General features: G+C 33.4%; 18 protein-coding genes. 7 read left to right on the top strand and 11 right to left on the bottom strand.

The annotated features are described in order from the left end of the window. Nucleotides 1-139: 139 nt before the first annotated feature. The gene (locus GQ47_RS14040) at nucleotides 140-892 is read left to right on the top strand and encodes an SDR family NAD(P)-dependent oxidoreductase (RefSeq protein ID WP_035649651.1); all 753 of its coding nucleotides are present in this window, start codon (nucleotides 140-142) and stop codon (nucleotides 890-892) included. Between the two features lie 54 nt (nucleotides 893-946). Here the strand turns inward: GQ47_RS14040 and GQ47_RS14035 are convergent, their stop codons facing one another. The 5 genes from GQ47_RS14035 to GQ47_RS14015 are packed head-to-tail and all read right to left on the bottom strand — an operon-like array spanning nucleotide 947 to nucleotide 5,441. Then, nucleotides 947-1,507, bottom strand: coding sequence for a MepB family protein (locus GQ47_RS14035; protein ID WP_238567990.1), 561 nt, complete (start codon nucleotides 1,505-1,507; stop codon nucleotides 947-949). Nucleotides 1,508-1,565: 58 nt separating this feature from the next. Next, a complete protein-coding gene (locus tag GQ47_RS14030) occupies nucleotides 1,566-3,560 on the bottom strand; it encodes a hypothetical protein (RefSeq protein ID WP_035649645.1) in 1,995 nt (664 codons plus the stop codon). Next, complete coding sequence (locus GQ47_RS14025) at nucleotides 3,557-4,108, bottom strand: RNA polymerase sigma factor (protein WP_035649643.1); 552 nt, start codon at nucleotides 4,106-4,108, stop codon at nucleotides 3,557-3,559. Before GQ47_RS14025 ends, GQ47_RS14030 begins: the two co-directional genes overlap by 4 nt. Before the next feature lie 51 nt (nucleotides 4,109-4,159). Continuing rightward, nucleotides 4,160-4,558 carry a hypothetical protein gene (locus GQ47_RS14020; RefSeq protein WP_035649640.1) on the bottom strand — a complete coding sequence of 133 codons (399 nt, stop codon included), beginning with the start codon at nucleotides 4,556-4,558 and terminating at the stop codon, nucleotides 4,160-4,162. A 7-nt stretch (nucleotides 4,559-4,565) separates the two neighbouring features. Continuing rightward, the gene (locus GQ47_RS14015) at nucleotides 4,566-5,441 is read right to left on the bottom strand and encodes a protease complex subunit PrcB family protein (protein ID WP_035649639.1); all 876 of its coding nucleotides are present in this window, start codon (nucleotides 5,439-5,441) and stop codon (nucleotides 4,566-4,568) included. A 190-nt stretch (nucleotides 5,442-5,631) separates the two neighbouring features. Between GQ47_RS14015 and GQ47_RS14010 the strand changes: the two genes are divergently transcribed. From GQ47_RS14010 to GQ47_RS13995, 4 genes are all read left to right on the top strand, one after another. Continuing rightward, on the top strand, nucleotides 5,632-7,005 hold the full coding sequence (locus tag GQ47_RS14010) for a DNA recombination protein RmuC (protein ID WP_035649636.1): 1,374 nt from the start codon (nucleotides 5,632-5,634) through the stop codon (nucleotides 7,003-7,005). 52 nt (nucleotides 7,006-7,057) lie between these two features. Beyond that, nucleotides 7,058-7,606, top strand: coding sequence for an acyl-CoA thioesterase (locus GQ47_RS14005; protein ID WP_035649634.1), 549 nt, complete (start codon nucleotides 7,058-7,060; stop codon nucleotides 7,604-7,606). Nucleotides 7,607-7,646: 40 nt separating this feature from the next. Further along, nucleotides 7,647-8,039 (top strand): VOC family protein, encoded by a 393-nt coding sequence (locus GQ47_RS14000; RefSeq protein WP_035649631.1) that lies wholly within the window; start codon nucleotides 7,647-7,649, stop codon nucleotides 8,037-8,039. A 381-nt stretch (nucleotides 8,040-8,420) separates the two neighbouring features. After that, nucleotides 8,421-8,960 carry a YceI family protein gene (locus GQ47_RS13995; protein WP_035650633.1) on the top strand — a complete coding sequence of 180 codons (540 nt, stop codon included), beginning with the start codon at nucleotides 8,421-8,423 and terminating at the stop codon, nucleotides 8,958-8,960. 94 nt (nucleotides 8,961-9,054) lie between these two features. Here the strand turns inward: GQ47_RS13995 and GQ47_RS13990 are convergent, their stop codons facing one another. Continuing rightward, nucleotides 9,055-9,966, bottom strand: coding sequence for a TIGR01777 family oxidoreductase (locus GQ47_RS13990; RefSeq protein ID WP_035649627.1), 912 nt, complete (start codon nucleotides 9,964-9,966; stop codon nucleotides 9,055-9,057). A gap of 98 nt (nucleotides 9,967-10,064) precedes the next feature. On the opposite strand from GQ47_RS13990, the gene GQ47_RS13985 reads away from it, so the two are divergent. Together GQ47_RS13985 and GQ47_RS13980 are read left to right on the top strand one after the other, a co-directional pair. Beyond that, nucleotides 10,065-10,727, top strand: a complete 663-nt coding sequence (locus GQ47_RS13985) for a TetR family transcriptional regulator C-terminal domain-containing protein (protein ID WP_035649625.1) — start codon at nucleotides 10,065-10,067, stop codon at nucleotides 10,725-10,727. Next, a complete protein-coding gene (locus GQ47_RS13980) occupies nucleotides 10,724-12,028 on the top strand; it encodes an ABC1 kinase family protein (protein ID WP_035649623.1) in 1,305 nt (434 codons plus the stop codon). The genes GQ47_RS13985 and GQ47_RS13980 overlap by 4 nt, the downstream gene beginning before the upstream one ends. A 76-nt stretch (nucleotides 12,029-12,104) precedes the next feature. On the opposite strand, the gene GQ47_RS13975 is transcribed toward GQ47_RS13980, so the two are convergent. The 5 genes from GQ47_RS13975 to GQ47_RS13955 all read right to left on the bottom strand — a co-directional run bounded on the left by GQ47_RS13975 (nucleotide 12,105) and on the right by GQ47_RS13955 (nucleotide 17,058). Further along, on the bottom strand, nucleotides 12,105-13,400 hold the full coding sequence (locus GQ47_RS13975; protein ID WP_035649621.1) for a cryptochrome/photolyase family protein: 1,296 nt from the start codon (nucleotides 13,398-13,400) through the stop codon (nucleotides 12,105-12,107). 28 nt (nucleotides 13,401-13,428) lie between these two features. Next, nucleotides 13,429-13,944, bottom strand: coding sequence for an SRPBCC family protein (locus GQ47_RS13970; protein ID WP_035649618.1), 516 nt, complete (start codon nucleotides 13,942-13,944; stop codon nucleotides 13,429-13,431). A 138-nt stretch (nucleotides 13,945-14,082) separates the two neighbouring features. Beyond that, nucleotides 14,083-14,523 (bottom strand): sterol desaturase family protein, encoded by a 441-nt coding sequence (locus GQ47_RS13965; protein ID WP_035649617.1) that lies wholly within the window; start codon nucleotides 14,521-14,523, stop codon nucleotides 14,083-14,085. Nucleotides 14,524-14,748: 225 nt separating this feature from the next. Beyond that, nucleotides 14,749-15,588: a phytoene/squalene synthase family protein gene (locus GQ47_RS13960; protein WP_035649615.1), complete on the bottom strand. Its 840-nt coding sequence runs from the start codon at nucleotides 15,586-15,588 to the stop codon at nucleotides 14,749-14,751. Between the two features lie 3 nt (nucleotides 15,589-15,591). Continuing rightward, nucleotides 15,592-17,058 carry a phytoene desaturase family protein gene (locus GQ47_RS13955; protein ID WP_035649614.1) on the bottom strand — a complete coding sequence of 489 codons (1,467 nt, stop codon included), beginning with the start codon at nucleotides 17,056-17,058 and terminating at the stop codon, nucleotides 15,592-15,594. Nucleotides 17,059-17,069 lie beyond the last annotated feature (11 nt).

Raw genomic sequence — 17,069 nt, 5'->3', positions numbered from 1 at the left:
TTTCTTAAAAAGAAGCCGTTTTAGCGTTAAATAACATTTGATTAGCATATCTAGTTAATGTTATTGTAAACTCCGTTTTTACTGCTCTCGTTGCGTGTTATCTTCGTAAATTGTAAAGACAATTTAAAATTACAAGAATATGGCACTTTTAGAAAACAAAGTGGCTTTTGTATCTGGTGGCGGTTCAGGAATTGGGCGCGCGGTTGCAGAAGCTTATGCTCGAGAAGGAGCAAAAGTGGTCCTTTCGGATATTAATGTTGAACATGGTGAAGAAACCGTAAAAATTATAAAAGACAGTGGAGGCGAAGCCTTTTTTGTAAAAGGTGATTCGTCGACCGCAAGTGATAATAAGCGCATGGTTGAGGTGACAGTTTCAAAATACGGCCGACTTGATATTGCCTGTAATAATGCCGGAATGGGCGGGCCAGCAAAACCAACCGGAGAATACGAACCTGATGCCTGGGATCGTGTAATTGCGCTTAATTTAAGCGGTGTTTTTTATGCGTGCCGTTATCAGTTAGAGCAAATGGAAAAAAATGGTGGAGGAAGCATTGTTAATATTGCCTCAATTCATGGTCAGGTTGCAGCGCCAAACAGTCCAGCTTATACTGCATCAAAACATGGAGTAGTGGGATTGACTAAAAATATTGCGGCAGAATATGCATTGAAAAATATTCGCTGTAATGCCGTTGGTCCCGGTTATATTGAAACGGCTTCGCTGAAAGATAATCTTACTCAAAATTTGATGGATGCCGTTGAAGCAAAAGCACCAATGAATAGACTTGGAACTGCTCAGGAAGTTGCAGATCTGGTTGTGTTTTTGAGCTCTGAAAAATCGTCTTTTACAACAGGAAGTTATATTATTGCAGATGGAGGTTATACTGCGATTTAACTTTAAAATATAAAAGTGAAAAAGGCTGTCTGTTTTACCAGGCAGCCTTTTTTATTAATAGGAAATCAATTTTTTAAAAGCGTCAAAATCAGGTTCAGGAACTATTGGATAAAAATAATCCAATTGCCATTGCTGTGTTTTTTTGGCTTGTTTGCTTTCAGTTTCATCCCAAGGCGGATAAACTCTGATGGCTCTTTTTCCTTCTTCTGTTTTTGAAGAAAAAATGGCTTTTTCCAGCATAACATTTTTTGGAAAAATGAATTGTCCCAAGAGATTATCTTTTCGGACACTTAAGATGACAAAATCGATGGCATCAGAATGATCAAAAGGCTCGATCAGTCCAAGTCTGCTTCGTTTCCACAAAGTGACAAACTGCCCGGTTTTGGCTGGAGTGATTTTAGCCTCACGATAACAAATGTTTTTTTCATTCATCTGGAAGCGATAGGCACTGTAATCAATGCTTTCACTTTCCTGCTGCGGCTGAGTGCAATCAAAATCAAAACAATCATAAACCAGTTCCTTGGCTAAAATCAAATCCTTGGGGAAAGATTTGTGGTTCGACCAATGGTTTTTTACGATCATTTTGAGAAGACTTGCTTTTAGGCTTGTTTTCAAAATTATGTAGGTTTAGGGGGTTACGTTGGTTTTGGGGTTTAAATAGTTAATAATTTTTTTAAAATGAAACATTCAATCCAAAGTTCAATCCCCATTGGAATTGATTGAAAGACTGACTGCTCAAAGGATTCATATAATAATTCATAGCTGGTTCTACAAAAATATTTGTTTTTTTATAAACTCGATATTGTACTGTACTGCTTAAAGTTGGTCCGTAAACAAAACTATTTGCGTTTGCGTTTTCACCAATCGAAGTTCCATCAATAGCAATACTATTTCCAATTAATTTTCCAACAAATCCGCCCGTATTTAAACTTATACTTGCTTTGTTTTTTGAAAAAACAGCATACGAAACCTCTAATGGCATTTCGATATATTTCAAGCTCTGATCTAAGTTCCCACTCTGAACATTATTACTATTCAGTGCATTTCTTGTGGTATTAGAAACCAGTACATAACTTTCGTTTGTTGCAATCTGAGGAACGGTCGCATTTTGTATTAAATAATCACTGGTTCCTAAAAATGCATTATTTTTCGTGCTAATATATGAAACATTTGCAACACTTTGTCCTAATTCATTTATTTTAAATCCAGAACCTACAGCCCATTTTTTGTTGAGCTTGTATTTCGTTTTCACTCCATAACTGTTACTTTGTTTGGAATCGTTGACGTTGCCCAGCGTTTTGTCATTTTTATAGTTTTCAGAACTTGCTACGCCTGCAAAAACTTCAACTGCCCATTTCTCACCACTTGAAGCGGTTTTAGGTTTCTTTTCTTTTTCTCTAGGCTCTAAAAAAGTTGCGAGTCCAGACTGAATATTTTGAAGCTCTATTAATTGAATAGAATCTTGCTTGGTTAAAACCTCGTTGTTTTTTGAATTATTTTTTTGAGTGTTTTCAGCAATCGCATTTTCTGATTTCTGAGTCCTGTCTAAAGTTTCCTTTTTGTTTTCACTCAGCATATTTGGCTTTCTTTCCGTTGAATTTGTTTTCGAAGGATTTAAAGCGACATTATTTGCATTCGAATTTAAATTGTTTTCAAAAACAGAATTTGGAAGTTGGGTTTTTGAAGTCGAATTAAATGAATTCGTTGTTTTGCCTGTAAATGTTTTTTCAGCCAAAACTTTGTCAAGATTTCTTTTTTCATTTTCAGAAAATTGATTTTTTCCCGCTGAATTAAACCCGTTTTGTTTTCCAGAAGTATAATTTTTAAACGCTACAGCCTGATTCGAATTTCCTTTTTCGTTGTTTGATTTTTTATTTTCAGAAGTGTTAAACTGATTTTTCTCAGCTGAATTAAACCTGTTTTGTTTTTCTGAATCGTAACTTTTAACTGCTACAGCTTGATTTGAATTATTTTTTTCAGTGTTTAATTTCTGAGTTTCTGAAGCATTTAATTGATTTTTATCAGCTGAATTAAATCTATTTTCTTTCGCTGAATTATAATTTTTAACTGCAACCGCCTGATTCGAAATTTGTTTTTCTGAGTTTATTTTTTGATTTCCACTAACAGAAAATTGATCGTTTTTCTCTTTAGCAGTTTTTCCATCGGCGACAGCCTGATTTGTATTGCTATTTATAATGTTTGATTTTGAAACATTTGATTTTGAACGTGCAGTTTTAGAAGTATTTTCTGTTTCTGAATTATTTTCAGCAACTGCTGTTTCTTTCGTTTGATTTACAATCGAATTGTTTGTAGGGTTTGTAACCTTTTCAGAATCTGTGTTTAAAATTCCTTCGTTATTGTTTTCCGAATTTTGATCTTCTGTTGAAGTCGATTTTTTATGGTTTTCACCATTTTTATTTTCATCAAGAACTACATTGTTTTTTTCTAAAGAAGTACCATTGCCAATTTTATTGCCCGAATCAGACAGAACTGCAGGAAGTGATAAGCATAATAATAAGCATGCCGCAGCCGACCACCAAAGAATCACTCTTTTTTTCTTTTTAGGTTTGTCTAGTTTTTCCTCAATACCAGCCCAAAGTTCTGGTGGCGGAACACTCGAAAAGTCTTCCAATGATGAAAAAATATCTTCTATTTTATGCTTCTTCATGCTATTTTAAAATTTTTTATGCTCAAAATCCTTTTCTGCAAAATTCCCTTTGCCCTGTTTAAATTTGATTTTGATGTTCCTTCTGAAATCTTCAATAATTCGGCTATTTCTTTATGTTTCATATGTTCAAAAACATATAAGTTGAAAACCGTCCTGTATTGATCGGGTAAATCCCGAATATATTCTAATAGTTTTTCTTTTTCTATCGGAATTGTTTCTAATTCTTCTTCTTCAATAAAATCAGTATCAGGATCAAAAACATCTAAAAAGAAACTTTCTTTTTTCTTCTTATTTAAAGTTTCAATGAGTTTGTTGATGAAAATCCGTTTTAGCCAGCCTTCAAAACTTCCTTCAAATTTATATTGGCTTATTTTCTGAAAAACAATTACAAATGCTTCTTGAAAAACATCCTTCGCATCATCTTCATTTTTCATATACTTTAAGCATATACCATATAAAACCGGAGAAAACAGCTGATAGATTTTCAGCTGTCCTTCTCGGTTATTCTGCATGCAGAGCCTAATGTATTTTTCTAAATCGTCTTTCAAAAAAGTGGTATTGTTTGGTTTTGCAAAAATAGTTTATATAAACTTAAAAAACTATCTTTTAAAGATACTGCGCGCAGCATCCTGATTGTTGCTTACAATGGTTAGGTTTTGATTATCAAGATTTTCTATTACGTATGTTTTGCCTTCAAAGGTAATTAGGTCGTGTTCTGCTTGATCAGAAAACCCAATTCCTTTTCCTATTTCATAAGAGCTGTTTCTAATTTCGACATCATTTTTATAAGTGATAACTCTTCCGTTTGAAGTAAAAATTACTTTTTTGTTAAAACCAGCAGTTTTTGGTGTTGCTGTATAGGGATTGCTTGCGCCGCCAACTGATTTTTCCCAAATCCAGGTATTTACAATTGAACCCGAATTTAAATTGGAAGAATCAATTGAATAGGCAGTGGTAAAAAGTCCAAAAACTATAAGAAATAAAAAATGTTTCTTCATAATCAGATTATTTTAGATTTGTGATTTTATCTTTAATCGCTCTTTTGAAAGTGATGACATCTGTACTTTGATCTGCTGTATCGTTGTTGTCAAGAAAAATTTTAGTTGTAGTTGCACCCTGTTTCCATTGGAAAAAGACACCACCTTGGTTTGCTGAATCTGGTGTTCCAAATGTTTTATTTTGTCCTTTTAAGCTTAAAATTTCTGAAGGAATAATTTTTCCAAATGCAGTATATTCACCTCTTTTAGTTTTTGCAAAATAAGCAGACTGATTAAAATTGAAGTTTCCAGGAGCTGTACTAGTTAATTTTAGAATGTTGAAATCATTTAGTTGAAAGAAGTTTTGACAATCAGAACCTGAACAATTTCCAAAATAGCTTCCGATAATAATATTATCTGGACTTTCGGTAGTTTTACTGAAAATGATTGTTTTAGAAGATCTTGGAAGTATAATAAAATCCGAAGGATATGTTGGAGCTACATTAGTTGCTTCTCCAGATTGAGGACCACTTTCGAAATAACTAATTAAAATTTCGCAGTTGTTTTCGACTACTGAAGTCATTTTTATCGAATATCCGCTTGTCGCTTTGACACCTGAAAAAATTCCAACTATCATGTTTTTATTAAAATCTATATTTGGGTCAGTTGCAATCGGGCATGTGTTTTCATGTTTAGTGAAAAGGAAATCCAATTTTTCTTGAGATGTTACTATTACAGCAGCCGGATTATCTGGGTAAGTTTTAACTGCGTAATTGCACAAAAGCGGATAACCTGCAAAAGGAAGTTCTTTACTAGCTCCACAATCTACATTTAAATCATCATTTCCTAAAGAGCATGCACTCAATCCAAAAGCTATAAATAAGCTCAACATTAATTTTTTCATTATATTATTTTAATAGGTTATATTTTGTAGATGGCTGAGTTTTAAAAAGGTTGCGTAGAAATTTATTTTTTCTTTTAATTTTTTTCAAAATGATGATTTAATTTAGAATAGATGCGAATTCGTGAAATTTTAATTTTAAAGATTTACTACTACGTATTATTGCGTACTTTTACTTAAAAAAAACTTAGATATGTTGAACTTTCTTCCCGTTTTATTGGCTTTTATTGTCGCGCTATTTTTAGGTATTTACTTGGGAAAACTTTTAATGTCGGCTAAATCTCAAACTGAAAAAGTGAGTTTAGAAGAAAAATTAAATGCCAATTTAAATCAGCAGCAGCTGCAAAAAGAGCAGCTTGAAACGGAAAGAAATAATTTTCAGAAACAGATTCAATTAATCAATGCTGAAAAAGAAAATATAAGAACAGAAAAAGACAGTCTCGCAATTCAGCTTTCAAAAAAAGAAGTCGATTTTGAAAATTTATGGGAACGCCATAAAGAGCAGAAAGTTGAAATAACAGAGCTTCAGGAAAAATTCACCAAAGAATTTGAAAACCTGGCGAATAAAATTCTCGAAGAAAAGTCGGCTAAATTTACAGAACAGAACAGTGAAAACATGAAAAGCATTCTGTTGCCACTTCAGGATAAAATTCAGGGATTTGAGAAAAAAGTCGAACAAACGCATAAAGAAAGTATCGATTATCATGCTGCTTTGCGCCAGCAAATTATTGGTTTAAGTGAAATGAATGCGCAAATGAGCAAGGAAACCCTGAATTTGACCAAAGCTCTGAAAGGCGATACTAAAATGCAGGGAAATTGGGGCGAACTAGTGCTGGAGCGTGTTTTAGAAAAATCTGGTTTAGAAAAAGGACGCGAATATGAAGTGCAGCAAAGTTTTACCAATACAGAAGGAAGTCGAGTTCTGCCAGATGTTGTAATCAATTTGCCCGATGGAAAGAAAATGATTGTCGATTCTAAAGTTTCGTTGGTTGCTTACGAAAAATGGATTAACGAAGAATCAGAATTATTGAAAATCGATTTTCTGAAAGAACATGTGAGTTCTATAAAAAGACATGTTGAGCAACTCGGAAACAAAAACTATCACGATTTGTATCAAATGGAAAGTCCGGATTTTGTCTTGCTTTTTATTCCGATAGAACCCGCTTTTGCAATTGCTTTAAACGAAGATGCTACCTTATATAATAGAGCTTTCGATAAAAATATTGTAATTGTGACTCCGACTACTTTATTGGCGACTTTGCGTACAATTGACAGCATGTGGACGAATCAGAAACAACAGGAAAATGCTTTTGAAATTGCGAGACAAGCCGGAGCACTTTATGATAAATTTGAAGGTTTTGTGAGCGATTTAGTCCGAATTGGAAACAAAATCAAAGACACCAAAACCGAATACGAAAGCGCTATGAATAAATTAGTTGACGGAAAAGGAAATTTGATTTCAAGCGTTGAAAGACTTAAAAAAATGGGAGCAAAGGCAAAGAAGTCGCTTCCTGAAAATATTATTGCAAGAGCCTCAAATGAAGACGAAAATCAATTTTTAAATTAGATTACGATTTAACTACATCCAGAATAATATAAAATACAAAAAAAACAAAAACATGACTTCAGATTTCAAACTCGTTTCATCATCAAAAATTAGTATTTCAGAATTAATGCTGCCATCGCATACCAACTTTAGCGGTAAAATTCATGGAGGATATATTTTACAATTACTGGATCAGATTGCTTTTGCATCGGCATCAAAATTTAGTGGAAATTATTGTGTAACTGCGTCGGTCGATACAGTAAACTTTTTAAAACCAATTGAAGTTGGCGAATTGGTAACTATGAAAGCTTCTGTAAATTATGTAGGAAGAAGTTCAATGGTTGTTGGAATTCGTGTGGAAGCCGAAAACATTCAGACCGGAGTAATAAAACATTGTAATTCGTCATATTTTACAATGGTTGCCAAAGATAAAGAAGGTAAAAGCGTTCAGGTTCCGGGACTTATTTTATCAAGTCTGGAAGAAGTACGTCGTTTTAGAAAAGCCATCAAGCATATTGAAATCAAAAAAGAAGTTGAAGAGCATGAAAAAGTTGCTAATGTGAGTTCTATTGAAGATTTAGCGAGCTTGGATAAATATAATGTTCTCTTAGAAATCAGTTAGATTGTCTATCTTTAGGTTATAACATTAGAATTATAACACAATGGTAAAGTTTGGATATACAATATTATATGTTGAAGAAGTAGAAAAAGCAATTGAATTTTATGAAAATGCCTTTGGATTTTCAAGAAGATTTATTAGTCCGGACAATGATTATGGCGAATTAATTACAGGAGAAATCACGCTTTCATTTGCATCAAAAAATTTAGCAAACCAAAATCTGAAAGATGGCTTTATTCAAAGCAATTTAGAAAATAAACCTTTTGCAATTGAAATAGGATTTATAACTGAAGATGTTGGTGAATTGGTGGAAAAAGCAACTTCTTTTGGAGCCGTTTTAGTTACTGAGCCCACGAAAAAATCTTGGGGGCAGGTTGTAGCTTATGTGCGTGATCCCGAAGGATTTTTGATTGAGATTTGCACGCCTGTTCAGTAATAAAATTGAGGTAAAGTCCCTACGGGACAAATAGCGGTGTTAATATGTTTTTTTCTACCAATATTTAATTCCTAACGGAATATCTCGTAGAGATTATATATTGGTAGAAATATAATAGAACACAATCCTTTTTTGTCCCGTAGGGACTTCACATTTTGCGTTTCACAATAATCATTTCACCCCCAAAATATTCACAAATTTTTAGCAGTAGCTCTAGAACTTTGTAAAGAGAAATTTCGTAACTTTAAGTATAATTATTTAGGTTATAGAATATCTCACGGAGTACTGCCATTCAATTTTTTTAAGCCATTATCTTAAGTTCTGATTTTCTCTTCTTAAAATAAAAAAATCGAATGACATAATTGTTTAATGATGACGATTATGAAAAGAACTACTTTATTAATTTTACTTTTTACCGCATTTTCTTTGCTTGCTCAGGATAAATTTAGAACCAATTCCGCGGTTGTAAATTTTGAAGCTTCTGTTCCTTTTTTTGAAGAAGTGAAAGCGGTAAATAAGCTCGGAACTCTTGTTCTTGAACCTGAAACAAGTACGCTTATCTGTACTGTTATTATCAAAGATTTTCGTTTTAAAATGGATTTAATGCAGGAACATTTTAACGATAATTATATTGAAAGCCATCGGTATCCAAAAGCTGTTTTTAAAGGCAAAATTGAAAAATTTGACCTAAAAAATATCGATGAAACTGAAAAAGAATATGATATTAAAGGAAAATTATATCTGCATGGGAAATCGAAAATGATTGCGGTAAAAGCGCTGATGAAAAGAGTTCCTGAAGGAATTCAGATTGTATCGACTTTCCCTATTTCAGTAGAAGATTTTAATATCGAAATTCCGTATGTTGTAGCCAACAAAATTTCAAAAACTGTCCAGACCGATTTAACGGGAATCATGAAATAAAAATTGACGAAGATTTTTACAAATTCTTTTGGTTTTTAAAATAAATGGGTAGCAGCATATTGACCTCAAGAATTTGTAGAATCTGAGTCGTATGTTATTGCAAACAACTTCGAAGCGTTCGCTCTAAATCTGTAAACTGGAATTCAAATCCTGTTTTCTGGATTTTTTGTGATGCAACACGTTGTCCTTTTAAAACCGCTTCACTCATTTCTCCAAGCGCAATTTTTAAGAAGAAAGCAGGTATTTTAGGAAGCCAGATGGCATAACCTAAAACAGTCGCTAATGTTTTTGAAAACCCTGAATTTGTCGTGTTATCAGTAACACAGGCGTTATATGCGCCATCTATATTTTCATCGGTAATTGCTTTTAGGTAGATTTGAACTAAATCATCAATATGAATCCAGGGCAAATATTGTTTTCCTGTGCCTAAAACTGCACCAAAACCCGATTTAAAACTCGGAACAACTTTTTTTAGGAAACCTTCATCTTTCCCAAAAACAATTCCAGTCCTGATTTTTACCGTTCTAATTCCGAGTGTATTTATTTTGTCGGCAGTATTTTCCCAAATCTGGCACGTTTTTCCGAGAAAGTCATTTGCAGGCCGCGTTTCTTCATTACAAATTTTGTGACTTGTAATTGCCCCATAAATTCCAACTGCAGATGCAGAAACAAATGCGTTTACTTTTTTATTGTTTTCTTCTAAAATTGAAAAAATAAGTTCGATAGGTTTTGTTCGGCTTTCTAAAATTGCTTTTTTACGCCTTTTAGTCCATCTTTTTTCAACAATTCCTTCACCGGCAAGATGTATAATATAATCAGCATTCAGAACGGCTTCTTTCTCAATAAAATTTCTTTTGAGATCCCATTTGTAATACGTAATAGATGGCGTATTTTTTTGTTCAGATCGGGTCAAAACAGACACGGAAAAGCCATTGTCGATAAGAACATCGGTCAGATGTTTACCAACAAATCCTGTTCCGCCGGTTAGTAAAACATTTTGAGCCATAATAGTTTATAATATATTTAACAGTGGTTCTTGTTTAAGGATAAGTAAAGGTACTTAAACAATGTTTACCTTTATGGCAAATTCTAAATTTTAATAAAATGGCGACTAAAAAAAAGGTAATTACCAAAGATGATATCGTTTCAATATACATGAATGAAGTTTTAGAAAAAGGCCAAAAACCAAAATCCGTTTTTCATTTTGCGAAAGAAAATGATTTTACCGAAGCTGAGTTTTATGCTTTTTTTGGAACATTAGAAGGTTTAGAAAAAGAAATATTCCGACTATTTTTTGAAAACACAGTTAACTTACTTCACAAAAACGAAGAATATCAGCAATATGATATGAAAAATAAAATGCTGAGTTTTTATTACACTTTCTTCGAAATTTTGACAGCCAACAGAAGTTATGTGCTTCAATCGCTTAAAATCGACAGAAATCCGCTTAAAAATTTAGTTCAGCTGACGTCGCTCCGAAACAGTTTCAAAGAATACGTTTCAGAAATTCTAACAGATGATTACAGATTAGAACAGGAAAAACTTCAGAAATTTCAGGAAAGCGCCATTCAGGAATCGGCTTGGCTGCAGTTGATGCTGACGATTAAATTTTGGATGGATGATGAATCTGCCGCTTTTGAAAAAACCGATATTTTCATCGAAAAATCTGTGAATGCTTCCTTCGAATTGATGAATGTAGCGCCAATGAATCATTTGATTGATCTTGGAAAATTTCTGTTTAAAGAAAAAATATACAGCAAACAATGAAAACAATCGATTATATACCAACTTCGAAAATAGAAAGAGCTGGAAAACTGGTTCAGACCGGCGCCAAAATTGGAGTAAATTACGTAAAACATTACGCAGAAAAAATAGTTAATCCAGATTTGACCCGTGATAAATTAAATGAAAATAATGCCGAGGATATTTATGACGGATTAAAAAGTTTAAAAGGAAGCGCGCTGAAAGTCGCTCAAATGTTAAGCATGGATAAAAACTTTTTACCTCAGGCTTACGTTGAGAAATTTTCGCTTTCGCAGTTTTCTGTTCCGCCGCTTTCTGCGCCTTTGGTTTTAAAAACCTTCAAAAGCAATTTCGGAAAAACGCCTTATGAGATTTTTGACGAATTCAATCCAAATTCTGTAAATGCGGCGAGTATTGGTCAAGTACATTTGGCTAAGAAAAATGATAAAAAACTGGCGGTTAAAATTCAATATCCTGGAGTTGCAAACAGTATTTCTTCTGATTTGGCTTTAGTTAAACCAATTGCCATCAGAATGTTTAATCTTCAGGGAAAGGATTCGGATAAATATTTCAAGGAAGTCGAAGACAAATTGATTGAAGAAACTAACTATTTGTTAGAGTTAAAACAAAGTCAGGAAGTAGTTGATGCTTGTAATAAAATCGAGAATATTTCTTTCCCAAATTATTATCCTGAATTTTCATCAGAGAAAATCATTACAATGGATTGGATGACGGGAATTCACCTTTCTGAATTTACGGCTAAAAATACAGATCAGGAAGTTGGCGATAAAATAGGGCAGGCACTTTGGGATTTTTATATGTACCAAATTCACGTTTTGCGAAAAGTACACGCCGATCCGCATCCGGGAAATTTTTTGGTTGATGATCAAAATCAATTAATTGCATTGGATTTTGGTTGTATGAAACAAATTCCGGAAGAGTTTTATACGCCGTACTTTGAGTTAATCAATAAAAATGTAATTACAGACGAGAAACTTTTTAATGATAAGTTATACGAATTAGAGATTCTTCGTGAAGATGATACGCCTGCAGAAGTAGAATATTTCACTGAGATGTTCCATGATTTATTATCGCTTTTCACGAAACCTTTTCAAAACGAAACTTTTGATTTTGCCGATGAAACTTTCTTTAATGCAATCGCACAATTAGGAAAACGTTTTTCAGAAGACACTAATTTGAAAAAAATGAATGGAAATCGTGGTTCTAAACACTTTATTTACATGAACCGCACTTTCTTCGGACTTTACAATTTAATGTTTGATTTGAAGGCTAAAATCGTCGTTGAGAATTATTTGAAATATTAAAATATTGTTTGTTTTGTTTCAAGTTTCAGGTTTCACGTTACCCAACCTGAAACTTGAAACCTGAAACAAAAACAATCTATTTCAAAATTCCAGCTTTATAAGTCGCAATCGCACGATCTCTCGCGAAAGCGTGATCAATCATTGGTTCATTATAACCAAAATCAAATTCAGGAATCCATTTTCTTATATATTCGCCTTTTTCGTCAAATTTCTTTTGCTGGATTTCGGGATTAAAAACTCTGAAATAAGGTGCGGCGTCGCAACCTGTTCCAGCCGCCCATTGCCAGTTTCCTACGTTTGAAGCCAATTCAAAATCCAATAGTTTTTCTGCGAAATACGCTTCGCCCCATTGCCAGTTAATCAATAAATGTTTGCATAAAAAACTCGCCACAACCATTCGAACACGATTGTGCATATAACCTGTTTCGTTTAGCTGACGCATTCCAGCATCGACCATTGGATAACCTGTGGTTCCAGAACACCAACGTTTAAAATCTTCTTCGTTATTGCGCCATTGGATTCCGTCGTAAGCCGATTTGAAATTATGATTGACGCAATTTGGGAAACTAAATAGTATTTGAATAAAGAACTCTCTCCAGATTAATTCACTTAAAAAAGTCTGATTTTTTCGGTTGGCCCAATTCACTAATTTTCGAATGCTCACGGTTCCAAAACGCAAATGCGGTGAAAGATAGGAGGTGCTGTCTAGAGCAGGAAAATCCCGTGTTTCTTTATAATTTGAAATCTGAGTTAAATTATGAGGTTGTACTTTTATAGCACTTCTTTCAAAACCAATTTCTGATAATTTTGGAAATGAAAACTGATTTTTGAAAAAATTAGATTGAAATGGAGTAGAATCATATTCTGGAGCTGATCCTAAAAAATGATATTTTTCGAGCCATTTGTTTTTATAAGGCGTGTAAACCGTATACGGATTTCCATCAGCTTTTGTGATTTCTTTTTCTTCGAAAATTACGTGATCTTTAAAAGAGAAATACTCGATTTTATTTTCTTTTAAAAGAGAACAAATTGTATTATCACGTTTGATTGCAAACGGTTCGTAATCTTTATTGAAAAAAACGTTTTGGATGTCAAATTCTGTAATAAGTGATTTCCAGACTTCTGTTGTTTTTCCTTTTTTGATTAGAATTGAAGAATTGAATTCGCTTAGCTGTGAATTTATTTTTTGAAGTGAATCGTAAATAAAAGTTACTCTGGCGTCATTTTTCGGAAGATTATCCAAAATATCTTCGTCAAAAATAAATAGCGGAATTACAGGAAAATCCGATTGTAAAGCATGAAATAATCCGGTATTGTCTTCTAAACGTAAATCGCGTCTGAACCAGAAAAAAGAAACTTTTTGTTTTGTCATTTGTATAATTTTCGCTTGACGAATATTTCTACGTGTTTAATATTTTTTGCTTGCCGTTAATTTGGATAATTTGTGGCTCTTTTTGGGTATTAAATAATTCTTCGATTTTGTTGTGACGGAAATCGAAGATCGTTTTTAATTTGTTTCTGACAATCAAAGTATTCATGAACCGGCCTAAAATTCCGAGTGGAAGAGCGTAATGAACAATATCTGTCATTTTTGTTCGGCCGTCTTTTGTGCGTTCAAAAAAATGTTTGTGATGCCATAATTTATACGGACCAAAACGCTGAATATCGATGAAATATTCATTTTCCTTGCAGGCCGTAATTTCAGTAACCCAAGAAATTTTAATTCCGAAAAGCGGTTTTAAGGTGTAAGTAATGAGTTGTCCGTGATACATTCTTTTATTATCAAAATCCTGAATTTCAAAACTCATATTGTCAAGCGTTATGGTTTTAAGATTTTTGGGACTGGAGAAAAAATCCCAGCAATCTTCAACACTTGAATTTACATACTGAACGGTTTCTATTTTGTATAATTTCATTTTCTCGTTGAATCAATTGTTCTTAAAAAACGTGAGCGTTAGGGGTTGCAGTGGAGCTCTTTTTGTGGCTGGCTTCTTTAGCCAGACATAAAAAAGCGGGAACGGAAAACCCGGCCGTTAGGTAACGCCCAAAATATTTTACATTCTATAATATTTAAACGGTACAAACAACATTCCGAAACATTCTCCTTTTTCTTTATTAAGGTGTTTGTGGTGTATTTTATGCGCTTTTCGGAGTCCGATGAGGTATTTGTTTTTAGTGTTTTTAAACCATTTAAAACGCTGATGAATCAAAACATCGTGAATCAAAAAATAACAAACGCCATAAAGTGTGATTCCGCAGGCCACGAAAAACAAATAATTAAAACCACCCTGAACACCAAAATAAAACAGAATAATACTTGGAGTCGCAAAAATGACAAAGAAAATATCGTTGCGCTCGAAAGTATGTTCGTATTTTGGCTGATGATGATCTTCGTGAAAATACCACATAAAACCGTGCATTACGTATTTGTGCGTAAGCCAGGTAATACATTCCATGAACAGAAAAACGCCTATAAAGATTAAAAAAGAAATCATTTTATAAATGTTGTTATTAAAATTATGATTTTATTTTGTTTGAGTTTGACTTTAGGTTGTAAAATGTTAACTCTAAAGATTTTTTGTTTTAATGTTGATTCTCTCATTTTTGTCATTCCGAGGAACGAGGAATCTCCGCAAGTAACTCCGCAACGAGAATCCAATCTTTGTCGAGCTTCTCGTGGAGATTCCTCGTTCCTCGGAATGACAAAACTATGCGCATAATCAAACTAATTTCAATTTATATGTCACAAAAGACTGCGCTAAAAGCCCCGCTTTTGTATAATTTGAAACCCGAATTCTGGAATTACCAATTTCATGCGACGGTGTGTTTTTTAGTTTTTTGAGTAATTTTTTATAATAAACATAAGCCGTATAAACGCCAAATTTGGCTTCAATTGGTAATTTTACAATTCCTTGATAGGCGATACGGAAATCTTCTTCAATTTCTTTAATAATTTGTGCTTTTGAAGCTTCGTTGAAATTGTTGAGGTTGATTCCCGGAAAATAAGTTCGGTTTAAAATAAGATTGTCATCTCTTAAATCTCTCAGAAAATTGACTTTCTGAAAAGCTGAACCCAAACGCATGGCTTCATCTTTTAATTGTTCGTATTTGTGCTCTTTTCCAGCAACAAAAACCTTCAGGCACATTAAACCTACAACATCTGCAGAACCGTAAATGTAATCTGTAATTTCGGTTTGTGTGTTGTAAGTTGATTTTATAAGATCGAGTTTCATGCTTCGCAAAAAAGCCTGAACTAAATCATCGGTAATATTATATTCTTTTACGGTATGCTGAAATGAATTCAAAATAGGATTTAAGCTGATGCCCAATTGCATTGCTTTGTAATATTCTTTTTCGAAATCATCAATAAGATATTCTTTTTCATAATCGTGAAATGAATCTACAATTTCATCGGCAAAACGAACAAAACCATAAATGCTGTAAATGGCATCGCGAATACTTGGCGAAAGCATTTTTACAGCCAATGAAAAAGAGGAACTGTAATTTTGCGTAATCAGTTTACTGCATTTGAAAGAAACGGCGTCGAATAATGATTTCATTTTTTAAGATCTAAAAGATTTTTGAATTAACTCAGCAACCAATTTTCCCGAAATTAAAGCAGGCGGAACCCCTGGACCAGGAACAGTTAATTGTCCTGTAAAATATAAGTTACGTACTTTTTTGCTTTTTAGTTTTGGTCTTAAAAAGGCGGTTTGCAATAAAGTATTTGCCATTCCGTAAGCGTTTCCTTTGTAAGCGTTGTAATCTGTTACAAAATCATTTTTACAGAATGACTTCTTAAATATAATGTTATTTTTTATTTCTTGTTTCGTAAGCTTCTCGAAACGAGTGATTATCTTTTCGAAATATTCTTCCCGAAGTGCTTCATTATCTTCGATTCCTGGTGCAAGCGGAATTAAGAAAAATCCTGATTCCATTCCGTTTGGTGCAGCTGTTAAATCGGTTTTAGAAGGGAAATTGGCATAAAATAATGGAGCTTCGGGCCATTTTGGATTATCATAAATGTCTTTTGCATGTTGATTGAAATCGACATCGAAGAACAAAGCATGATGCGAAACGTTTTCTATTTTTTTATTAAAGCCAATGAAAAACAGGAGAGAAGATGGTGCGAAAACACGGCTTTCCCAATATTTATCAGAATATGCACGATGGTTTTTTTCTAATAAAGTTTCGGTATGCTGATAATCGGCGCCACTTAAAATTAAATCTGCTTTTATGATTTCTCCGTTGATTTTAACTCCGGTTGCGGTTTTATTTTCAACAAGAATTTTTTCAATTGGTGAATTGGTTTTGATTGTTACGCCAAGTTCAAGAGCTAGTTTTTCGATGGCACAAATCACATCAAACATTCCCGTTTTTGGATGCCATGTTCCTAGTCCAAAATCGGCGTAATTCATGAAATTATAAAAAGAAGGCGTTTTGTCTGGTTTTGCTCCGAGAAATAAAACTGGAAATTCTAAAATCTGAATTAATTTTTCATTTTTGAATTTCTTACGGATATCCTGACTGACATTGCTTAAAAACTGATTTAGTTTTAATGCGGTTTTTGGAGTAATTAATTCTAAAGGCGAAACTCCGGGACGATAAACCAAATCTTTAATGGCAATATCGTAATTGCTTTTTGCCTGATCGATAAAGTCTTGAAGTTTAGTTGCGCTTCCTTTTTCGATAGTTTCAAAAGTGGATTTGATTTCTTCCAAATTATCACAAATACTGATAAAATCATTTGTTCCAAAATAAACCCGATAAGCTGGATTTAGTTTTATTAACTCATAATAATCAGAAGTTTGTTTATTGAAATCCTGAAAAAAACGTTCAAAAACATCTGGCATCCAGTACCAACTTGGCCCCATATCAAAGGTAAAACCGTCTTTTTTGAATTGTCGGGCACGACCACCAATTGTTGGATTTTTTTCATAAATAATGACCTTGTTTCCTTGCTGTGCCAAGTAACATGAAGCGGCTAATGAAGAAAAGCCAGATCCTATTATGATGATAGTTTTTGTCATTTGTTTAACAA

Origin of the sequence: Flavobacterium sp. ASV13 (assembly GCF_000745775.1) — a bacterium.
Taxonomy (GTDB): domain Bacteria; phylum Bacteroidota; class Bacteroidia; order Flavobacteriales; family Flavobacteriaceae; genus Flavobacterium.
The sequence above is the reverse complement of the archived record's forward strand: the minus strand, read 5'-3'. Positions and strand labels throughout refer to the sequence as shown.

Bases quoted from the DNA above. Each gene is read 5' to 3' on its own strand.
- GQ47_RS14040 (WP_035649651.1), top strand. From the start codon at position 140: ATGGCACTTTTAGAAAACAAAGTGGCTTTTGTATCTGGTGGCGGTTCA.
- GQ47_RS14030 (WP_035649645.1), bottom strand. From the start codon at position 3,560: ATGAAGAAGCATAAAATAGAAGATATTTTTTCATCATTGGAAGACTTT.
- GQ47_RS14020 (WP_035649640.1), bottom strand. From the start codon at position 4,558: ATGAAGAAACATTTTTTATTTCTTATAGTTTTTGGACTTTTTACCACT.
- GQ47_RS14015 (WP_035649639.1), bottom strand. From the start codon at position 5,441: ATGAAAAAATTAATGTTGAGCTTATTTATAGCTTTTGGATTGAGTGCA.
- GQ47_RS14010 (WP_035649636.1), top strand. From the start codon at position 5,632: ATGTTGAACTTTCTTCCCGTTTTATTGGCTTTTATTGTCGCGCTATTT.
- GQ47_RS14005 (WP_035649634.1), top strand. From the start codon at position 7,058: ATGACTTCAGATTTCAAACTCGTTTCATCATCAAAAATTAGTATTTCA.
- GQ47_RS14000 (WP_035649631.1), top strand. From the start codon at position 7,647: ATGGTAAAGTTTGGATATACAATATTATATGTTGAAGAAGTAGAAAAA.
- GQ47_RS13995 (WP_035650633.1), top strand. From the start codon at position 8,421: ATGAAAAGAACTACTTTATTAATTTTACTTTTTACCGCATTTTCTTTG.
- GQ47_RS13990 (WP_035649627.1), bottom strand. From the start codon at position 9,966: ATGGCTCAAAATGTTTTACTAACCGGCGGAACAGGATTTGTTGGTAAA.
- GQ47_RS13985 (WP_035649625.1), top strand. From the start codon at position 10,065: ATGGCGACTAAAAAAAAGGTAATTACCAAAGATGATATCGTTTCAATA.
- GQ47_RS13980 (WP_035649623.1), top strand. From the start codon at position 10,724: ATGAAAACAATCGATTATATACCAACTTCGAAAATAGAAAGAGCTGGA.
- GQ47_RS13975 (WP_035649621.1), bottom strand. From the start codon at position 13,400: ATGACAAAACAAAAAGTTTCTTTTTTCTGGTTCAGACGCGATTTACGT.
- GQ47_RS13970 (WP_035649618.1), bottom strand. From the start codon at position 13,944: ATGAAATTATACAAAATAGAAACCGTTCAGTATGTAAATTCAAGTGTT.
- GQ47_RS13965 (WP_035649617.1), bottom strand. From the start codon at position 14,523: ATGATTTCTTTTTTAATCTTTATAGGCGTTTTTCTGTTCATGGAATGT.
- GQ47_RS13960 (WP_035649615.1), bottom strand. From the start codon at position 15,588: ATGAAATCATTATTCGACGCCGTTTCTTTCAAATGCAGTAAACTGATT.
- GQ47_RS13955 (WP_035649614.1), bottom strand. From the start codon at position 17,058: ATGACAAAAACTATCATCATAATAGGATCTGGCTTTTCTTCATTAGCC.